21 protein-coding genes are annotated in these 18,687 nt (G+C 61.3%); 13 read left to right on the top strand and 8 right to left on the bottom strand.

All coding sequences use genetic code 11. From position 1 onward, the window contains the following. Positions 1–720, top strand: coding sequence for a DUF4198 domain-containing protein (locus FFI16_RS22760; protein WP_138816914.1), 720 nt, complete (start codon positions 1–3; stop codon positions 718–720). Between the two features lie 141 nt (positions 721–861). On the opposite strand, the gene hemH is transcribed toward FFI16_RS22760, so the two are convergent. Both hemH and FFI16_RS22770 read right to left on the bottom strand, forming a co-directional pair. Then, positions 862–1,887 carry a ferrochelatase gene (gene hemH, locus FFI16_RS22765; RefSeq protein WP_138816915.1) on the bottom strand — a complete coding sequence of 342 codons (1,026 nt, stop codon included), beginning with the start codon at positions 1,885–1,887 and terminating at the stop codon, positions 862–864. Between the two features lie 14 nt (positions 1,888–1,901). Continuing rightward, positions 1,902–2,801, bottom strand: a complete 900-nt coding sequence (locus tag FFI16_RS22770) for a TIGR01777 family oxidoreductase (RefSeq protein WP_138816916.1) — start codon at positions 2,799–2,801, stop codon at positions 1,902–1,904. Positions 2,802–3,033: 232 nt separating this feature from the next. Here FFI16_RS22770 and FFI16_RS22775 point away from each other — a divergent pair, with 232 nt between their 5' ends. The 12 genes from FFI16_RS22775 (at position 3,034) to FFI16_RS22830 (ending at position 13,027) form a co-directional block, all read left to right on the top strand. Next, positions 3,034–4,020, top strand: a complete 987-nt coding sequence (locus FFI16_RS22775; RefSeq protein ID WP_138816917.1) for an NAD(P)/FAD-dependent oxidoreductase — start codon at positions 3,034–3,036, stop codon at positions 4,018–4,020. Further along, positions 4,017–4,232 carry a TIGR02450 family Trp-rich protein gene (locus FFI16_RS22780; RefSeq protein ID WP_138816918.1) on the top strand — a complete coding sequence of 72 codons (216 nt, stop codon included), beginning with the start codon at positions 4,017–4,019 and terminating at the stop codon, positions 4,230–4,232. The genes FFI16_RS22775 and FFI16_RS22780 overlap by 4 nt, the downstream gene beginning before the upstream one ends. 113 nt (positions 4,233–4,345) lie before the next feature. After that, positions 4,346–5,305 (top strand): DUF523 and DUF1722 domain-containing protein, encoded by a 960-nt coding sequence (locus FFI16_RS22785; protein ID WP_138816919.1) that lies wholly within the window; start codon positions 4,346–4,348, stop codon positions 5,303–5,305. 3 nt (positions 5,306–5,308) lie between these two features. Then, a complete protein-coding gene (locus FFI16_RS22790; protein WP_138816920.1) occupies positions 5,309–6,238 on the top strand; it encodes a MerR family transcriptional regulator in 930 nt (309 codons plus the stop codon). Next, positions 6,239–7,681, top strand: coding sequence for a deoxyribodipyrimidine photo-lyase (phrB, locus tag FFI16_RS22795; RefSeq protein ID WP_138816921.1), 1,443 nt, complete (start codon positions 6,239–6,241; stop codon positions 7,679–7,681). Continuing rightward, complete coding sequence (locus FFI16_RS22800) at positions 7,674–8,096, top strand: nuclear transport factor 2 family protein (RefSeq protein ID WP_138816922.1); 423 nt, start codon at positions 7,674–7,676, stop codon at positions 8,094–8,096. Before phrB ends, FFI16_RS22800 begins: the two co-directional genes overlap by 8 nt. Beyond that, positions 8,093–8,875: an SDR family oxidoreductase gene (locus FFI16_RS22805; protein ID WP_138816923.1), complete on the top strand. Its 783-nt coding sequence runs from the start codon at positions 8,093–8,095 to the stop codon at positions 8,873–8,875. The genes FFI16_RS22800 and FFI16_RS22805 overlap by 4 nt, the downstream gene beginning before the upstream one ends. Further along, entirely contained in the window at positions 8,872–10,119 is a 1,248-nt protein-coding gene (locus FFI16_RS22810) for an NAD(P)/FAD-dependent oxidoreductase (RefSeq protein WP_138816924.1), read from the top strand. The genes FFI16_RS22805 and FFI16_RS22810 overlap by 4 nt, the downstream gene beginning before the upstream one ends. Continuing rightward, the gene (locus FFI16_RS22815; RefSeq protein WP_138816925.1) at positions 10,116–10,925 is read left to right on the top strand and encodes a DUF1365 domain-containing protein; all 810 of its coding nucleotides are present in this window, start codon (positions 10,116–10,118) and stop codon (positions 10,923–10,925) included. The genes FFI16_RS22810 and FFI16_RS22815 overlap by 4 nt, the downstream gene beginning before the upstream one ends. Beyond that, entirely contained in the window at positions 10,912–12,183 is a 1,272-nt protein-coding gene (locus FFI16_RS22820; RefSeq protein ID WP_138816926.1) for a cyclopropane-fatty-acyl-phospholipid synthase family protein, read from the top strand. Before FFI16_RS22815 ends, FFI16_RS22820 begins: the two co-directional genes overlap by 14 nt. Beyond that, on the top strand, positions 12,176–12,667 hold the full coding sequence (locus tag FFI16_RS22825; protein WP_138816927.1) for a DUF2878 domain-containing protein: 492 nt from the start codon (positions 12,176–12,178) through the stop codon (positions 12,665–12,667). The genes FFI16_RS22820 and FFI16_RS22825 overlap by 8 nt, the downstream gene beginning before the upstream one ends. Before the next feature lie 54 nt (positions 12,668–12,721). Beyond that, on the top strand, positions 12,722–13,027 hold the full coding sequence (locus tag FFI16_RS22830) for a YkgJ family cysteine cluster protein (protein ID WP_138816928.1): 306 nt from the start codon (positions 12,722–12,724) through the stop codon (positions 13,025–13,027). 221 nt (positions 13,028–13,248) lie between these two features. On the opposite strand, the gene FFI16_RS22840 is transcribed toward FFI16_RS22830, so the two are convergent. From FFI16_RS22840 to hemA, 6 genes are all read right to left on the bottom strand, one after another. Beyond that, entirely contained in the window at positions 13,249–13,767 is a 519-nt protein-coding gene (locus FFI16_RS22840; protein WP_138816929.1) for an acyloxyacyl hydrolase, read from the bottom strand. A 102-nt stretch (positions 13,768–13,869) separates the two neighbouring features. Next, positions 13,870–14,664 (bottom strand): glutamate racemase, encoded by a 795-nt coding sequence (gene murI, locus FFI16_RS22845; protein ID WP_138816930.1) that lies wholly within the window; start codon positions 14,662–14,664, stop codon positions 13,870–13,872. Further along, positions 14,657–15,412: a molybdopterin-synthase adenylyltransferase MoeB gene (locus FFI16_RS22850; protein WP_138816931.1), complete on the bottom strand. Its 756-nt coding sequence runs from the start codon at positions 15,410–15,412 to the stop codon at positions 14,657–14,659. The genes murI and FFI16_RS22850 overlap by 8 nt, the downstream gene beginning before the upstream one ends. Next, entirely contained in the window at positions 15,406–16,236 is an 831-nt protein-coding gene (gene prmC / locus FFI16_RS22855; protein WP_138816932.1) for a peptide chain release factor N(5)-glutamine methyltransferase, read from the bottom strand. The genes FFI16_RS22850 and prmC overlap by 7 nt, the downstream gene beginning before the upstream one ends. Beyond that, positions 16,237–17,319 carry a peptide chain release factor 1 gene (gene prfA, locus FFI16_RS22860; RefSeq protein WP_138816933.1) on the bottom strand — a complete coding sequence of 361 codons (1,083 nt, stop codon included), beginning with the start codon at positions 17,317–17,319 and terminating at the stop codon, positions 16,237–16,239. Then, a complete protein-coding gene (gene hemA / locus FFI16_RS22865; protein WP_138816934.1) occupies positions 17,316–18,605 on the bottom strand; it encodes a glutamyl-tRNA reductase in 1,290 nt (429 codons plus the stop codon). The genes prfA and hemA overlap by 4 nt, the downstream gene beginning before the upstream one ends. Between the last annotated feature and the right edge of the window lie 82 nt (positions 18,606–18,687).

An 18,687-nucleotide genomic window follows, 5' to 3' on the forward strand; every position in this document is an offset into this window, starting at 1 on the left:
ATGCATGCTTTCAAATCCCTGGCCGTCATCGGCCTGCTGTTTGCCACCCAAGTCTCGGCCCACGGCCTGTGGACCGAACAGCGGCGCGGCAATATCGAAGTGATCTACGGCCACGGCGCCGAGGACAATGCCTTCAAGGCACAGAAAATCAGCGGTGCCTGGGCGTATGACGCCAGCGGCAAGATGATCCCGGTGACCGTGGAGCGCCTGCCCGACCATGCACGCCTGAAGCCGCTCAAATCACCGGCCGTGCTGGCGGTGGCCCTGGACAACGGCATGTGGTCGCAGACGGCGGACAAAAAGTGGATCAACCAGGGCCGCAGTAAGGTGCCGGGGGCGATTGAGTCGACCCAGACCTTCAAGTACAGCCTGGCGATTTACCAGCCGGGGGCGAAGCTGCCCAAGCTGGATCAGCTCAAGCTCGTGATTCTGCCGGAAGTCGACCCGCTGACCGTAGGGCCGGGCAAGTCACTGCCGGTGCGGGTGCTGCTGGACGGCAAACCTGCGGCGGGGATCAAGCTGGTGGGGGATTATCGCAATGCGCCGAACACCTTGAGCACCGAGACCGACAAGGACGGCCGCGCTCAGGTGCTGGTGCGTAATGAAGGGTTGAATGTGATTGCCGCGCAAGTTGAAGTGCCGCTGAAAGACAATGCCGACGTGGCCACCCGTGGGCTGTTCACTTCGCTGACCTTCCTCGGCGAACCGCACCACGAATAAACACCGAAAACTCAAAGTGGGCACCATCAATGTGGGAGCGGGCTTGCTCGCGAAGGCGGAGTGTCAGTCACCGGATGTATTGACTGATCCACCGCATTCGCGAGCAAGCCCGCTCCCACATTTAGCTTGTGTTTGGCTTGATTAGAGTGACAACGGCGCCCGCTCGCACAGCGTATTGAGCGCCACCGCCCACTGCGGGTCATCGTTCAAGCACGGCACCAACACCAACTCCTCGCCCCCTGCCTCGCGGAACTGTTCCAGCCCGCGATCGCCAATCTCCTCGAGGGTCTCGATGCAATCGGCGACAAACGCCGGGCACATCACCAGCAGCTTTTTCACGCCTTGCTGGGCCAATGCCTCCAGGCGGGCCTCGGTGTAGGGTTCGATCCACTTGGCGCGGCCCAGGCGTGACTGGAACGCCACCGACCACTTGCCCTCCGGCAACCCCATGCGCGCGGCAAAGTCGCGCGCCACACTGAAGCACTGGGCGCGGTAGCAGGTCGCAAGCACTTCGGGCGAAGCGTTCTTGCAGCAGTCAGCATCCTTGAAGCAATGCTGACCTGTGGGGTCGAGTTTTTTCAGATGCCGCTCAGGCAACCCATGGAAGCTCAGCAACAAGTGATCGAATGCCTGCGCCACATACGGCCGAGCACTGGCGACCAAGGCGTCGAGGTATTCGGGCTGATCGTAGAACGGCTGCAAGATAGAAAACTGCACGTTGAGCTGCTTGTCGCGGACCACACGCTTGGCTTCTTCGATCACCGTGGTCACGGTGCTGTCGGCGAACTGCGGATACAACGGCGCCAGAGTGACTTTTTGAATGCCCTGAGCCGCAAGGCGCGTCAGGGTGGTTTCAAGCGACGGCTCGCCGTAGCGCATCGCCAACTCCACCGGGCCGTGGGTCCACTGCTGGGTCATTTGCGCTTGCAAACGACGGCTCAGAACCACAAGCGGCGAACCCTCTTCCCACCAGATCGAGGCGTAGGCATGCGCCGACTGCTCAGGGCGCTTGATCAGGATCAGCGACACCAGCAAGCGCCGCACCGGCCACGGCAGGTCGATCACATAAGGGTCCATCAGGAACTGATTAAGGTAGCTGCGCACATCGGCCACCGAAGTGGAGGCCGGTGAACCCAGATTGACCAGTAACAACGCGTGATCCGTCATGCAACATCCTATGGCTAGAGGCGGCTGGACAATTCTTCCAGGGCCGCGTGCAACTCAGTGAACTGAAAAGTGAAACCGGCGGCCAGCAACCGTTCGGGCACGGCCTTCTGTCCGCCCAGCAGCAACCCGGACAACTCGCCCAGGCCGACCTTCAAGGCAAACGCCGGCATTGGCATGAACGCTGGGCGGTGCAGCACCTGGCCCAAGGTCTTGGCGAACTCGCTGTTACGTACCGGGTGGGGCGCGCAGGCATTATAAGGACCGCTGGCGTCAGCGTTGTGCAGAAGAAAATCAATCAGGGCGATTTGATCTTTGATATGGACCCACGGCATCCACTGCCGACCATTGCCGATAGGCCCGCCCAGCCCCAGTTTGAACGGCAGCAGCAGCCGCGACAAAAAGCCGCCCTTGGCCGCCAACACCAGGCCCGTGCGCACCAGCACCACGCGGGTGCCGAAGGCTTCGGCACGCAACGCAGTTTCTTCCCAGGCGATGCACAATTGGCTGGGGAAATCATCCTGCACCGGGCCACTGGCTTCGGTCAGTTCGCGCTCGCCGCCGTCGCCGTACCAACCCACTGCAGAGCCCGAAATCAGCACCGCCGGCTTTTGCGCCAGGCCTTCCATCCAAGCCAGCAAGGTTTCGGTGTGGCTGATGCGGCTGCTCCACAGCAATGCCTTGCGCTTTTTGGTCCACGGGCGATCGGCAATCGGCGCGCCCGCCAGGTTGACCACCGCGTCCACAGTGCCGATCACGTCTTGCAAACGGCCGACACCGAGTACCTCGGCACCGCACCATTTGGCCACAGTATCCGGCTCGCGGCTCCACACCGTCAGGCGATGCCCTTGGGCAAGCCAGTGCAGGCAGAGTTGACGACCGATCAAACCCGTACCGCCGGTCAGCAAAATATGCATGGGTTTCTCCTCATGTAACGTTTGCCGCCCATCGCTAGTCTATTTTATAAGCAGGGATCTTTTGAAAGTGGGCGTTGGTTTCAGAGGCCGGTTCAAGCCTCCTTCTTAACCCTCACCCTTAACCATAGGTCACGCCGTTAGAACAGGTACGCCAAAACTTATACCAAAAAACAATATTGTACAGCTATGGGTGTCGGCGTAGTCTGTACTCAAAGGTAAAACGAGGCCCCCCATGACTGTTCCCATCGCGATCATCGGCACCGGCATCGCCGGTCTCTCCGCCGCCCGAGCGTTACGAGACGCGGGGCACGTTGTACAACTTTTCGATAAAAGCCATGGCAGTGGTGGCCGCATGTCCAGCAAGCGCAGCGATGCCGGCGCCCTGGACATGGGCGCGCAATACTTCACAGCCCGCGACCGGCGCTTCGTCAACGAAGTTCAGCGCTGGCAAAGCAACGGCTGGGCCGAACAGTGGAAACCGCAGCTGTACAACTTCAAGTCCGGCCAGCTCACGCCCTCCCCCGACGAGCAGATCCGCTGGGTTGGCACGCCGCGTATGAGCGCCATTACCCGCGCACTGCTTGACGACCTGCCGGTGGAGTTCGGTTGCCGCATCACCGACGTGTTCCAAGGCACGCAGCACTGGAACCTGCTGGACGCCGACGGCGGCAATCATGGCCCCTTTAGCCACGTGGTGATTGCCACGCCGGCGCCCCAGGCCACCGCCCTGCTGGCCGCCGCGCCCAAGCTGGCAAGTGCTGCCGCCGGGGTGAAGATGGACCCGACCTGGGCCGTCGCACTCGCCTTCGACACGCCGCTGGATACGCCGATGCAAGGCTGCTTTGTGCAAGACAGCCCGCTCGACTGGCTCGCGCGCAATCGCAGTAAACCTGGGCGTGATGCCAAACTCGACACCTGGGTGCTGCACGCCACCAGCGCCTGGAGCAAGGCCAACCTGGACCTGCCCAAAGAAGCAGTGATCGAGCACCTGCACGGTGCCTTCGCCGAACTGCTGCACAGCGCCATGCCCGCGCCGTCCTTCAGCCTGGCCCACCGTTGGCTCTACGCCAGGCCGTCGGAGCGGCATGAATTCGGCGTGCTGGCCGACGCCGACCTGGGCTTGTATGTGTGTGGTGACTGGTGCCTGTCCGGGCGGGTCGAAGGCGCGTGGCTCAGCGGCCAGGAAGCCGCACGCCGTCTGATCGAGCACCTGCAATGAACCGTATCAACCCGACGAAATTGCTGCTGTCGAAGTGGACAGCAGCACGCCCGCGCAGCAAGGAAAAACACTTCCTCGTCACCGAGCTGTTTCGTGACGACGAAGGCACCGTGCTCGAAATCGAGCTGCAAGCCGTCATGACCCGCCGCGCCGAACGCTTCGCCTGGCAAACCTTGCAAAACGCCGAAGACTGGCGCATCGGTTGGAAGTAGCGTCCGCCGCAAATACTTGTACAAAACATTTGACTTGTACAGCATCAAACCTATGATGAGATTTAGTTGTACAAACTTTAAACCTTGTACAGGAATCTTGCAGAGGTTCGGCCATGTCCAGCATCGCAAAACCGAAGATCGCTATCAGCGCCTGCCTGTTGGGCGAGAACGTGCGTTTCAACGGCGGCCACAAACAATCCCTGCTGTGCAGCCAAACCCTCGCCGATTATTTCGACTTCGTGCCGTTGTGCCCCGAAGTGGCGATCGGCCTGGGCATTCCGCGCGAACCGATTCGCCTGGTGGGCGACCCTGCCCACCCGCAGGCCGTCGGCACCGTGCATCGTGAACTCAATGTGACGCAGCCATTGGATGATTACGGCCAGCAGATGGCTGCCGAGCACACTGACCTGTGCGGCTACATCTTCATGCAGAAGTCGCCGTCGTGCGGGCTGGAGCGCGTCAAGGTCTACCGCGACAACGGCACGCCCGTCGATGGCGGCGGGCGCGGCATTTATGCCCAGGCGTTTTGCGCACGCCACCCCAACCTGCCGGTGGAAGAAGACGGCCGCCTGAATGACCCGGTGCTGCGTGAGAACTTCCTCACCCGTGTGTTCGTGTACGCCAGCTGGCAACAATTGCTCGCCGAGGGCCTCACCCGACACCGCCTTCTGGCATTCCATGCGCGCTACAAATACCTGCTGATGGCCCACAGCCCTGTGCATTACAAAAGCCTCGGCCACCTGCTGGGCAGCATGGGCAAGGGCATCAACCTGGATGAACTGGCTGCCGGCTATTTCAGCGAGTTGATGAGCGGCCTGAAAAAGTGCGCCACCCGCGGCACCCACACCAATGTGCTGCAACACATCAGTGGCTATCTCAAGCAGGCCATCAGCGCCGATGACAAGCAGGAAATGCAAACCGTCATCGGCCAGTACCGCACCGGCATCGTGCCGCTGGTAGTGCCGCTGACTTTGCTCAAACATCACTTTCGCCAACACCCGGACCGCTATATCGCGCAGCAGGCTTACCTGCAGCCGCACCCGGAAAACCTCAGCCTGCGTAATGCGATCTAGACCATGACACCTGCCCTGCAAGACGAACCTGTCGAAGACATCGCCCAAGCCATCGAAGACGGCTGGCTGCCGATTCGCGAAGTGGCGCGCCAGACCGGCGTCAACGCTGTGACCCTGCGCGCCTGGGAGCGCCGTTATGGCCTGATCGTGCCCCAGCGCACACCCAAGGGCCATCGGCTGTTCAGTGCCGAACATGTGCAACGCATCCACACCATTCTGACCTGGCTCAACCGTGGCGTGCCGGTCAGCCAGGTCAAAGGCCTGATCGATTCCGCTCAGGCCAGCCCCGACAGCGTCGAAAATGAATGGCATGTGCTGCGGCATAAACTGATCACCGCGATCAGCGAACTGACCGAACGCCGGGTCGACGACCTGTTCAACCAGGCCATGGCGCTGTACCCGCCGCGCACCTTGTGTGAGCAATTGATGCTGCCGCTGCTCACCGCGCTGGAGCAACGCTGGCAGGGCCAGTTCGGCGCACAAATGGAACGGGTGTTCTTTCTGTCCTGGCTGCGCAGCAAGTTCGGCGCGCGCATTTACCACAACAACCGCCAGCTGCAGGGCGCGCCGCTGTTGCTGGTCAACCAATCCGACGTGCCGCTGGAGCCGCACCTGTGGCTCAGCGCCTGGCTGGCCAGCAGTGCCGATTGCCCCGTGGAAGTCTTTGATTGGCCATTGCCGGCCGGCGAACTGGCCCTGGCGGTGGAACACCTGAAACCGCGTGCGGTGCTGCTGTATTCAAGCAAAGCCCTCCACCTGTCGGCACTCAGCAAACTTTCAGGCGGCATCAGTTGCCCGATTTTGATTGCCGGACCAACGGTATGCATCCACCAAGACGAGTTAGCCGTATTAACCCGTGACACTCCTGATTTGTTCGTGGCCGAAGACCCGTTGTCGGCCCACCAGTTACTGATCCAGCGTGGAATTGTCTAAATGCATTTGATCTGGCTGCGCACCGACTTGCGCCTGCACGACAACACCGCCCTCGCCGCCGCCTGCCAGCGCGGCCCGGTTGTCGCCGTGTACCTGATCACGCCGCAGCAATGGCTGGCCCATGATGATGCGCCGTGCAAAGTCGATTTCTGGCTGCGCAACCTCAAGCACTTGAGCCAGGCCCTTGGCGAACTGAACATTCCCTTGCTGATTCGCACCGCCCCCACCTGGGACGAGGCGCCCGCCGTGCTGGGCAAACTGTGCCGGGAACTGTCGGTGGACTCGGTGCACGTCAACGAGGAATACGGCATTCATGAAAGCCGTCGCGATGTAGCCGTGGCCAACGCCCTGGAGGCTGACGGTGTGACGTTCCACAGTTACCTCGACCAACTGCTTTTCCAACCTGGCAGCGTACTGACCAAAACTGGCACTTACTTCCAGGTATTCAGTCAGTTCCGCAAGGTTTGCTATAACCGCCTGCACAGCGCCTTGCCACGTCTAGTGGCCACGCCGCCGCAACAGGCACCGCTGGAAGTGAGCAGCGACGCCATCCCGGATCAGGTCGACGGCTTCGCACCACCCAGCGACACCCTGCGCGCCCTCTGGCCGGCCGGTGAAGAAGAAGCCCGCCGCCGCCTCGACGCCTTCGCCGAGCAACAGATGAGCTACTACAAAGACGAACGCGATTTCCCGGCCAAACCCGGCACCAGCCAGCTCTCGGCCTACCTCGCCGCCGGTGTGGTTTCACCACGCCAGTGCCTGCACGCCGCCCTGCAAACCAACCAGGGTGAGTTCGAAAGCGGCGATATCGGCGCCATCACCTGGATCAACGAGTTGCTGTGGCGCGAGTTCTACAAACACATTCTGGTCGGTTACCCACGGGTCTCGCGCCACCGTGCATTCCGCCCCGAAACCGAGGCCCTGGCCTGGCGGGATGCGCCCAAGGACTTGGCCGCGTGGCAGCAAGCGCGTACTGGCCTGCCGATCATTGATGCGGCCATGCGCCAACTGCTGGAAACCGGTTGGATGCACAACCGCCTGCGCATGGTGGTGGCGATGTTTTTGACCAAGAACCTGCTGATCGACTGGCGCGAAGGCGAGCGCTTCTTTATGCGCCACCTGATCGACGGCGACCTGGCCGCCAACAACGGCGGCTGGCAGTGGAGTTCGTCCACCGGCACCGACTCGGCACCGTACTTCCGGATTTTCAGCCCGTTGAGCCAGTCGGAAAAATTCGACAGCGAAGGGCTGTTCATCAAGCACTGGCTGCCAGAGTTGGCGGCGCTGAACAAGAAAGAAGTGCACAACCCCGAAGTGGCCGGCGGCCTGTTCGGCGTGGCCGATTACCCACGCGCGATTGTCGACCTGAAAAAATCCCGCGAGCGCGCCCTGGCCGCCTTTCGCAACCTGCCTTCACGCCAGGAGGTCGCCGAACATGAGTGACTTCCTGCAGCGGTTCGCCCAGGCCTTCACCACGCTGGACAAGCACAACCTGCACCTGCTCGACAGCTTGTACAGCCAGGACATCGCCTTCACCGATCCGCTGCATGAAGTGCAGGGGCTGCCCGCTTTGCGTGGCTACTTCGCCCAGATGTACAGCAATATCAGCCAGTTGCGTTTTGACTTCCACGGCTTTGATCAGGTCGCCGAAGGCGAAGGCTACCTGCGCTGGAAAATGAGTTTTTGCCACCCGCGCCTGGCCAGTGGCAAGGTGATTCGGGTGGAGGGTTGCTCGCACCTGATGTGGCGCGACAAGGTCTACCGCCATCGCGATTATTTTGATGCGGGCGCGTTGCTCTATGAACACTTACCGGTAGTCGGCCGTGTGGTCAGTTGGCTAAAAAGGAGAATCGGATGAGCCTTGTACCGCCCCGTCGTTATTGGTTGACCGGTGCCAGCAGTGGCATCGGTGCCGCACTGGCCGTCGAACTGCTCGAGAGTGGCGCGCATGTGGCGCTCAGCTCGCGCAGCAAAGGCCCGCTGGAAGCGTTCGCCCGGCGTTATCCAGGCCAAGTGCTGGTGGTGGCGGGTGATCTGACCAACAGCCAGACCGTGCGCGAGATCGGCGAACACATCGACGAGGTCTGGGGCTCATTGGATACGGTGATCCTCAATGCCGGCACCTGTGAGTATGTTGACGCCCGGCAATTCGATTCCTCTATCGTCGAGCACGTGGTGCGCACCAACCTGCTTGCCAGCAGCTATTGCATCGAAGCGGCATTACCGCTGTTGCGCAAAGGCCTTACGCCGCACCTGGTCGGCGTTGCCAGCGCCGTGACCTACCTGCCAATGCCGCGTGCCGAAGCCTATGGCGCGTCCAAGGCCGGGCTGCGTTACCTGTTTGAATCGCTGCGCATCAGCCTGTCGCCGGAGAACATCGACGTCACGGTGATCAGCCCAGGCTTTGTCGACACGCCACTGACCGAACGCAATGATTTCCCGATGCCGCTGAGCTGGTCCGCCGAGAAGGCTGCACGGCATATTTTCGCCAAGCTGGAAAAGCGCCCGCTGGAAATCGCCTTTCCGGCGATGTTTATCGCCACCCTGTGGCCGCTGTCGAAGCTGCCCAACCGCGCGCAACTGATTATCGGCAAACGCATGCTGCGCAGCCCGCCACCGAGGAAGGACGACCTGTGAAGATCGCCATCATCGGCAGCGGTATCGCCGGGCTGACCAGCGCTTACCTGCTCAGCCGTCGCCACGACATCACGCTGTTTGAGGCGGGCGAGCGCATTGGCGGGCATACCCACACCGTCAACGTCACGGTCGAAGGTAAACCCTATGCCGTGGATACCGGTTTCATCGTGTTCAACGACTGGACCTACCCCAATTTCATCCGCCTGCTCGGGCAGATCGGCGTGACCTTCAAGCCCACCGAAATGAGCTTTTCGGTGTGCGACGAGAACGCTGGTTTCGAGTACAACGGCAATAACCTCAACAGCCTGTTTGCCCAACGCAGCAACATTCTGTCGCCGGGGTTCTGGGGCATGTTGCGCGACATTCTGCGTTTCAACCGCCAGGCCCCGCTGGACCTGCAAGAGCAACGCATCAGCGCCGACATGACCCTGGGCGACTACCTCGAAGCCGGAGGTTATGGCCCACGCTTTATCCGCCATTACATCGTGCCGATGGGCGCAGCGATCTGGTCGATGTCCCTGGCGGACATGCTCGGTTTCCCGTTGCAGTTCTTTGTGCGGTTCTTCAAGAACCATGGGTTGCTGTCGGTGAACAACCGGCCGCAGTGGTGCGTGATCGAAGGCGGCTCAAGCAGCTACATCGAGCCACTGACCCGCAGCTTTCACGAGCAGATCCGTCTCAATTGCCCTGTGGATAAAGTCGAACGCACAGGCGATGGCGTGGTTATCCACAGCCCCGCCGGCAGCGAGAGCTTTGACCGCGTGGTGTTCGCCTGTCACAGCGACCAGGCCCTGGCGTTGCTGGCCGACCCGAGCCAGGCTGAGCAGGACATCCTTGGCGCCCTGCCCTACGCCGACAATGACGTGGTGCTGCACACCGATACGCGCCTGCTGCCCGAGCGCAAACTGGCCTGGGCCAGCTGGAATTATCGCCTGAGCGGCACCGCGCAAACCCAGGCGGCCGTCACCTACGACATGAACATCCTGCAAGGCATCCACAGCGACACCACCTTTTGCGTCAGCCTCAACCAGACGCCGATGATCAACCCGCTGAAGATCCTTGCGCGCTACACATATGCGCATCCGCAATACAGCCTGGCAGCGGTGGCCGCACAAAACCGCTGGGAAGAATTGCACGGCGCACGTAACACATTTTATTGCGGCGCCTATTGGGCCAACGGCTTTCATGAAGACGGGGTGACCAGCGCATTGCGCGTGGCCCAGGCCTTTGGCGAAACCCTATGAACAGCGCACTGTACAGCGGCTGGATCGCCCATCGCCGGTTTGCGCCCAAGGCCCACGCCTTTCGCTACCGCATCGGCCTGCTGTACCTGGACTTGAGCGAACAAGACGAAGTGCTCGGGCTATCGCCCCTGGCCGGCAACAGCCGCCTGGCGCCCTTCGGTTTTCGCCAGCAGGACTACCTGCGTGAATTTACGCGTCACGGCATCAGCTTGAGCGATGCCGTGCGCCAGGAAGTCGGCAAGGCACTGGGGCGCAAGCCACAGGGCGTTATCTGCCTACTGACCCAGGCCCGCAGTTGGGGCCTGGCTTTTAATCCGGTGAGTTTCTTCTACTGCTTCGAGGCCGATGGGCAACTGGCCGCGATTCTGTGTGAAGTGACCAACACCCCGTGGCGCGAGCGCTACCACTATGTGCTGCCGGCCCAGGCGCTCGGCGCCGAGGAACACCAGCACTTCGCCGTGGCCAAGGCGTTCCATGTGTCGCCGTTTTTACCCCGCGACCTGGAATACCGCATGAGCTTCAGCCCGCCGGCCGACAGGCTGGGTGTGCACATGGCCGATTGGCAGGGCACGCAAAAAGTCTTCGACGCCACCTTGAGCCTGCAAAAAGAAGCGCTGACCCGCGCGAGCCTGCATCGCTACTTGTGGCGCTTCCCGTGGATGACCGCCAAGACCTGCCTGGCGATTTACTGGCAAGCCATGCGCCTGTTGCTCAAACGCACACCGATTTTTTCCCATCAGGCCGCCGATGGCGCCTCTCGCACCGCAGTCGGGTATACCAAGGATCGCCGCCATGAAATCCCCTAGCTTATCGGTCAAGACCAACCGCCTGAACGTCAACGGCGTGACCAGTGCGCTGTTGCGCAAAGGTGTGCTGCGCCAACTCAGCCAACTGCGCCACGGCCAGTTGGTGGTGATCGAGGACGGCGAGCGCCAGGTGTTCGGCGCACGCGAAGCGCATCTGTTGGGCGAAATCCAGATTCACGATTCGGCGGTCTGGGGCTTGGTGGCGGCCAATGGCTCGATCGGCGCCGGCGAGGCGTTTATCCACGGTTACTGGAGCAGCCCGGACCTCACCGCGGTGGTGCGCGTGATGGTCAGCAACCTGGATGTGCTCGACGCCATGGAAGGCGGCCTGGCACGCTTGGCGCGGCCGTTCACCCAAGGTCTGCACTGGCTTAACCGCAACACTCGCAAGGGCTCGCAGAAAAACATCGCCGCTCACTATGACCTGGGCAACGACCTGTTCGAGGAATTCCTCGACCCGACCATGATGTATTCGGCGGCGCAGTTCCTGACGCCCGACGACAGCCTGGAACAGGCACAGTTGAACAAGCTGGAACGCATCTGCCAGAAGCTCGCACTCAAACCCACCGACCATTTGCTCGAAATCGGCACCGGCTGGGGCAGCATGGCGCTGTATGCGGCGCAGCACTATGGCTGCAAGGTCACCACCACGACCTTGTCCAAAGAGCAGTTTACCTACACCGAAAAACGCATCGAGAGCTTGGGCCTCAGGGACCAAGTGACGCTGTTGTTGCAGGACTACCGCGACCTGACCGGCCAGTACGACAAGCTGGTGTCCATCGAGATGATCGAAGCGGTCGGCCATCGCTTCCTGCCGACCTACTTCAAGCAATGCGCGCACCTGCTCAAAAGCGACGGCCTGATGCTGCTGCAAGCCATCACCATTCGCGAGCAGCGTTTTGAGCAGGCCAAAAACAGTGTCGACTTTATCCAGCGCTATATTTTCCCCGGCGGCGCGCTGCCCTCTGTGCAGAACATGCTGCAGATCGTCAGCCGCGACACCGACATGAACCTGCTGCACATGGAAGACTTCGGCTTGCACTACGCGCGCACTTTGCGCCTGTGGCATGAGAACTTCCGACGCGCCCATGGCCGTCTTGCCGAGTTAGGCTACGATGAGTACTTCCTGCGCCTGTGGGAATTCTACTTGTGCTACTGCGAAGGCGGGTTTATGGAGCGAACGATCGGTACCGCGCAGTTGCTGCTGGCCAAGCCTGCGGCGATCAACCCGCCGTTGCTCGGGCGCTTCAGTGCTTAAACCGCTGGCCAATGCCGTGCTGTTCCAGTGCGGCTGGTTTGCCTGTGTGCTGGGCGGTGACAGCCGCTGGTTATGGCTCGCCGCCGCCATACTGGTTATCCATTTGCTGTGGACAAGTTCATGGTCGTCGGAAAGCCAAGTGATCCTCGCCGTTACGCTGCTGGGCACCGTGATTGACACCTCACTGCGTACCTTTGGGGTGTTTCACTTTGGTTTTCCAGGGTCGCTGATTCCCTTCTGGCTGATCATGCTCTGGGCACTGCTTGCCACCACGCTGCGCCATTGCCTGGCCTGGAGTGCACAACCCTGGTGGCGCGCCAGTCTGCTGGGCGCAGTGGGCGGGCCGATGTCTTACTACGCCGGCAGCCAATTGGCCGGTGTGCGCTTCGGCTACGATACGACGCTGACGTTGATCGGCCTGGCGCTGCTCTGGGCCATCCTGTTCCCGGTCATGCACTGGGTGGCGCGGCAGCTTGGGCACTGACGTCCGTCAGAGCATTCATGCGCGCGCAACTCGCTTGCCTTACACTGCGCGCCTATGACCAACATCCCTCACACTCAAATCACCGAACCCGCCGTCACCTGCTCGACGTGCGCGGCCTGCTGCTGCCAGCTGGAAGTCATGCTGATCACCGACACGGGTGTGCCGGAACGCTTTATCGATACCGACGACTGGGGCGGTGAAGTGATGCTGCGTCTGGACGACGGCTGGTGCGCGGCACTGGATCGGGACACGATGATGTGCACGATCTACGAGCGGCGGCCGATTATCTGTCGGGAGTTCGAGATGGGTGCACCGGAGTGCCTTGAAGAGCGCCAAGGCATTGCGACGGCGTATCGCTGATCCAAAATGTGGCGAATATAAAATGTGGGAGCTGTGTTTCACATCAAGCCATGTAGAGCCACAACGGGCCAAACGCGATCAACCTGTGGGAGCGGGCTTGCTCGCGAAAGCGCAGTGTCAGTCGATGCATCAGGCGTCTGACACACCGTCTTCGCGAGCAAGCCCGCTCCCACATTTTGACTGTATTGCTATGTGGGTGCTGGCTTGCGCAGGCTTGAGCGTTACAACGGGTAGGTGTAGTGCAACGAGTAACTCTCTACCCCGTCATTGTTGCTGCTGATACCGGCGTTGGAATAGTGCGTGGCGCGAATGCCCACTTCATGCCCGCCGGCAAAGCGCAAACCAAAGCCCAGGCGGTCTTCGAACTGGAAGGCCTGGCCGATGTTGTTGTCTTCAACCCGCGTGCGTGAAAACACCGCTACACCGATACCCGCTTCGATGTAAGGCTTGACCCTCTCTCCAGCAAACTCATAAACGAACACCGGCGAGAACGACAGGCTGCTGACACTCGCGCGCTTGTCGCCGTCCCAGTAGGTGTAAGCGCCGCTCCAATACCCGGTCAGTCGCCCGGTATCGCTCTGCCACCAGCTTTTATCCCAGTCCGACGTCAGGCCAAGGCGGTAGGTCATGGTCGAATCGCTGGTGCCCCCCACTCCAAATTCCAGGCCGGCAGCCTGAGCTGAAACCGAGTGTCCCACCACAGCGGCCGCAATCGCAGCCAAACAGAACAAGCGCTTCATAAGAGCACATCCTTTGAGAACGAAGTTGTATGGTTTTAAACAGGCTAACTCGCTATAGAAGCTGACGCAGAAGCAGAAGTTCAGCGAACTTTCACGAATTTTTCACGAGCCAAAGCTTCGCACAACTCCGGAATGTTTCCATAGTGTCGGTAGGATATTTCTTAGGTGGTACAGATCACCGCTGGTCCAGAATTGCGTCTGCTGTGGATTGCCGTCAGCCAGCAAGTCACGCTCGCCCAGCAAGCGTTTGAGCTGACGCGCCACGGCGGCGCCGGTGTCGATCAGGACGATGCTGGGGGGAAGCATCTGCGCCAGAAGTGGCTTGAGGAAGGGATAGTGGGTACAACCGAGGATGATGGTGTCGCAACCGGCGCTCAGCAGCGGTTCGACATAGCCCTGCAACAGCTGGCGCAGCGCGGCACTGTTGAGGTCACCGGTTTCGATCAACTCCACCAGGCCCGGGCACGGCTGGGTAATCACCCGCACATCGGTGGCAAAACGATCGAGTAGCGCCGCGAACTTGGCACTTTGCAATGTGCCGGTGGTGGCGAGCACGCCAACCACGCCACTGCGGGTGGCGGCGGCGGCGGGTTTGACCGCCGGCTCCATGCCCACCAAAGGCCAGTCGGGATAGTCCTGGCGCAAATCGGCCACGGCAGCGACGGTTGCGGTGTTACAGGCAATCACAAAGGCTTTGGCGCCTTGTTCGCGGAAAAACGCTGCGACCAGACGGCTGCGCTGAAGAATAAAGGCCGGGGATTTCTCGCCGTAAGGAATGTGCCCGCCGTCAGCCACGTACAGCAGTGACTCATGGGGCAACAATTGCTGGATTTCATCCAGCACCGACAGGCCGCCGACGCCGGAATCGAACACACCGATGGGCGCGTCCTTAACCATGGGCCGTCCCGCACACGCTGCAGCCGGGGTCGCGCTTGACGCGCAGTTCGCGAAAACGCGTGGTCAAGGCATCGATCAGTAGCAAGCGCCCCACCAAGGGCTCACCAAAACCTGCCAACAACTTCAAGGCTTCCAGTGCTTGCAGGCTGCCGACCAGCCCGACCAACGGGCCGATCACACCGGCTTCGCTGCAGGTCAGTTCGGTGTCGCTGCCGTGCCCGTATAAACAGTGGTAGCACGGGCTTTCGGCGCGGCGCGGGTCGAACACAGACAATTGGCCTTCCAGGCGAATGGCCGCGCCGCTGACCAAAGGCTTGCCGGCCGCAACGCAAGCGGCGTTAACGGCTTCACGGGTGGAGAAGTTGTCGCTGCAATCGAGCACCACGTCTACCGCAGCCACTGCGGCGGCGAGTGAATCGGCATCCAGCGCGGTGCGATGGGCGACCAACGTAATGTCCGGGTTGATGGCGCTCAGGCGGCGCATGGCCGAATCGACCTTGGTCTGCCCGATGCTGTCGGTGTCGTGGATGATCTGGCGTTGCAGGTTGGTCAGGTCGACAGTGTCGAAGTCTGCCAGGTGCAGCTCGCCCACACCGGCGGCGGCCAGGTACAACGCGACTGGCGCACCCAAGCCGCCGAGGCCGACAATCAGCGCGCGGCCGTGTTTAAGACGCAGCTGGCCGTCGATGTCGACATGTTGCAACAGAATCTGTCGGCTATAGCGCAACAGCTCCTGGTCGGTCAGCACGGGCGGTGCCCCAACGTGATGCGTTCGTGGCCGCCGAGGTCGATGCGGCTGTGGACGTCTTCAAAGCCCTCACTCAACAACAAATCACGTACCGCCGCAGCTTGGTCGTAACCGTGTTCGAGCAGCAACCAGCCACCGGCATTCAAGTGGGCTGGAGCCTGGGCGATGATCAAGCGCAAATCGTCCAGACCATCATGGCCCGCCACCAAGGCGCTGGCCGGTTCAAAGCGCACATCGCCTGCCACCAGATGCGGATCGTTATCGGCAATGTAAGGCGGGTTGCTGATGATCAGGTCAAAGCACTGGCCGTGCAGCGCGCTGAACCAATGGCTGTTCAACACCGTGGCGTTCTTCAGGTGCAGGCGCTGGCGGTTGCGTTCGGCCAGGGCCACGGCTTCGAGCACACGATCGACCGCAGTGACCTGCCAGGCCGGGCGTTCGCTGGCCAGGGCCAACGCGATGGCGCCGCTGCCGGTACCCAGGTCGAGGACCTTGGCAGGCGTGGCCGGCAACAATTCAAGGGCGGCTTCCACCAGCAGCTCGGTTTCCGGGCGCGGGATCAGCGTGTGCGGCGCGACCTCCAGGTCGAGCTTCCAGAAACCCTGTTGGCCGAGGATGTAGGCCACCGGCTCACCCGCGCGACGGCGCTGCAGGTAATCGGCGAAGGTCAGCGCGTTTTCGCTGCTGACGATTTTTTCCGGCCAGGTGTGCAGGTAGCTGCGCGATTTGCCCAAGGCAGCGGCCAGCAGCAATTCCACATCCAGACGCGCGGTGGGCGAGTCTGGCAGGTCAGCGGCGCGCAGGAGGCTGGCAATAATGGTCATTTATTCACCTATCGCCGCCAATTGATCGGCCTGGTATTCGGCCAGCAAAGGCTCGATCACCGCATCTACGCCACCGGCGAGAATTTCGTCGAGGGAGTACAGGGTGAGGTTGACCCGGTGGTCGGTGACCCGGCCCTGGGCAAAGTTGTAGGTGCGGATGCGTTCGGAGCGGTCGCCCGAGCCCACCAGCAACTTGCGCTCGCTGGCAATCGCGTTGGCGGCGGCGCTGGTCTGCTGGTCGTTGAGCTTGGCCGAGAGCCAGGACATGGCCCGCGCACGGTTTTTGTGCTGCGAACGTTCTTCCTGGCACTCAACCACGATGCCCGACGGCAAGTGGGTGATTCGTATCGCCGAGTCGGTCTTGTTCACGTGCTGACCACCAGCGCCCGACGAGCGGTAGGTGTCGACACGCAAGTCCGCCGGGTTGATTTCAATGGCTTCCTGCTCGTCCGGCTCGGGCAACACTGCCACGGTGCATGCCGAGGTGTGGATACGGCCCTGGGATTCGGTTGCCGGAACCCGCTGCACGCGGTGCGCGCCGGACTCGAATTTGAGCTTGCCGTAGACGTTGTCACCTTCGACCCGCGCGATGACTTCTTTATAGCCGCCGTGCTCACCCTCGTTCTCGGACAAAATCTCGACCCGCCAGCCACGCCGCTCGGCGTAACGCGAGTACATGCGGAACAGGTCGCCGGAGAAGATCGCCGCCTCGTCGCCACCGGTGCCGGCGCGGATTTCGAGGAACACGTTGCGCCCGTCGTTCGGGTCTTTGGGCAGCAGCATGCGTTGCAGGTCGCCTTCGAGCTCGAGCAGCTTGTCTTTGGCTTCGCGGACTTCTTCCACGGCCATTTCGCGCATGTCCGGGTCGCTGTCCTTGAGCAGCGCCTGGGCGCCCTCGAGGTCGGCCTGCACTTTCATCAGGCTTTTATAGGTGGCCACGATAGGCTCAACTTCGGCGTATTCCTTGGAATAGGCACGGAACTTGGTCTGATCGGAGATGACTTCGCCATCGCCGAGCAAGGCGGTCAGTTCTTCGAAACGGTCCTGGAGCACGTCCAGTTTATTGAGCAGTGACGCTTTCATTGCGGTTTTTTATCCGAAGAGCTTTCTGACGCGCCCTCACCGAGGGCAAAGAGTTCCTGGGCCATGGCCAGCGCATCGAGGCGGCCTTCGGCGGTAAGCTTTTTCAACTGAACGCTGGGGGCGTGGAGCAATTTGTTGGTCAGGCCACGTGCCAGTTGCATCAGCACTTCCTCGGCGCTGCTGCCGTTGGCCAACAAACGCTGGGCCTTGATCAATTCTTCATCACGCAGGCGTTCGCCCTGCTGACGATACGCCTTGAGCACATCGACCGCCGCCAGCTCACGCAGGCGCACCATAAAGTCTTCGGCGCCGGTGCTGACCATTTCCTCGGCGGCCTGGGCTGCGCCCTGGCGACTCTTGAGGTTTTCGGCGACCACTTCGTGCAGATCGTCGACGCTGTAGAGGTAAACGTCGTCCAACTCGCCGACTTCAGGCTCGATATCGCGGGGAACGGCGATATCCACCATGAAGATCGGTTTGTGCTTGCGCAGCTTCAGCGCGCTCTCGACCGCGCCCTTGCCCAGAATCGGCAACTGGCTGGCGGTGGAGCTGATGACGATATCGCTGCGCACCAGCTCGGCCGGGATGTCCGACAGCAACACGGCGTGGGCGCCAAACTGCTCGGCCAGGATGCTTGCGCGCTCAAGAGTGCGGTTGGCGACCACAATACGCTTCACGCCCAAGTCATGCAGGTGGCGGGCGACCAGGGTGATGGTTTCACCGGCGCCGATCAACAACGCCTGGCTGCGCTGCAAGTCACTGAAAATCTGTTTGGCCAGGCTGACAGCGGCGAACGCGACGGACACCGGGTTTTCACCGATGGCCGTGTCAGTGCGCACCTGCTTGGCCGAATTGAACGTAGCCTGGAACAACCGGCCGAGCAACGGGCCGACGGTGCCGGCCTCGCGGGCCACGGCGTAAGCGGATTTCATCTGGCCGAGGATTTGTGGTTCGCCCAACACCAGCGAGTCGAGCCCTGCGGCGACGCGCATCATGTGACGAACTGCCGCATCCTCTTCGTGCACATAAGCACTGGCGCGCAGGTCGTCGAGGTCCAAATGGTGATAATCGGCCAGCCAGCGCAGCACCACATCCGCCGAAAGATGTTCCTGCTCTATATAAAGCTCGCTGCGATTGCAGGTCGAAAGGATCGCAGCTTCGCGGCTGTCGGTGAGCCGGCAGAGCTGCTGCAAGGCCTCAACCAACTGCTCTGGCGTAAACGCCACGCGCTCGCGCACGTCTACGGTTGCAGTCTTGTGGTTAATACCGAGTGCGAGGAAGGCCATTCAATATCGCTGATGATGTCGGGAAGCCGACAATTGTCCTACTTCGAAAGATCCAGAACAACCACCGTCGTCTATTGTCCTA

The organism is Pseudomonas sp. KBS0710, assembly GCF_005938045.2.
Taxonomy (GTDB): Bacteria; Pseudomonadota; Gammaproteobacteria; order Pseudomonadales; family Pseudomonadaceae; genus Aquipseudomonas.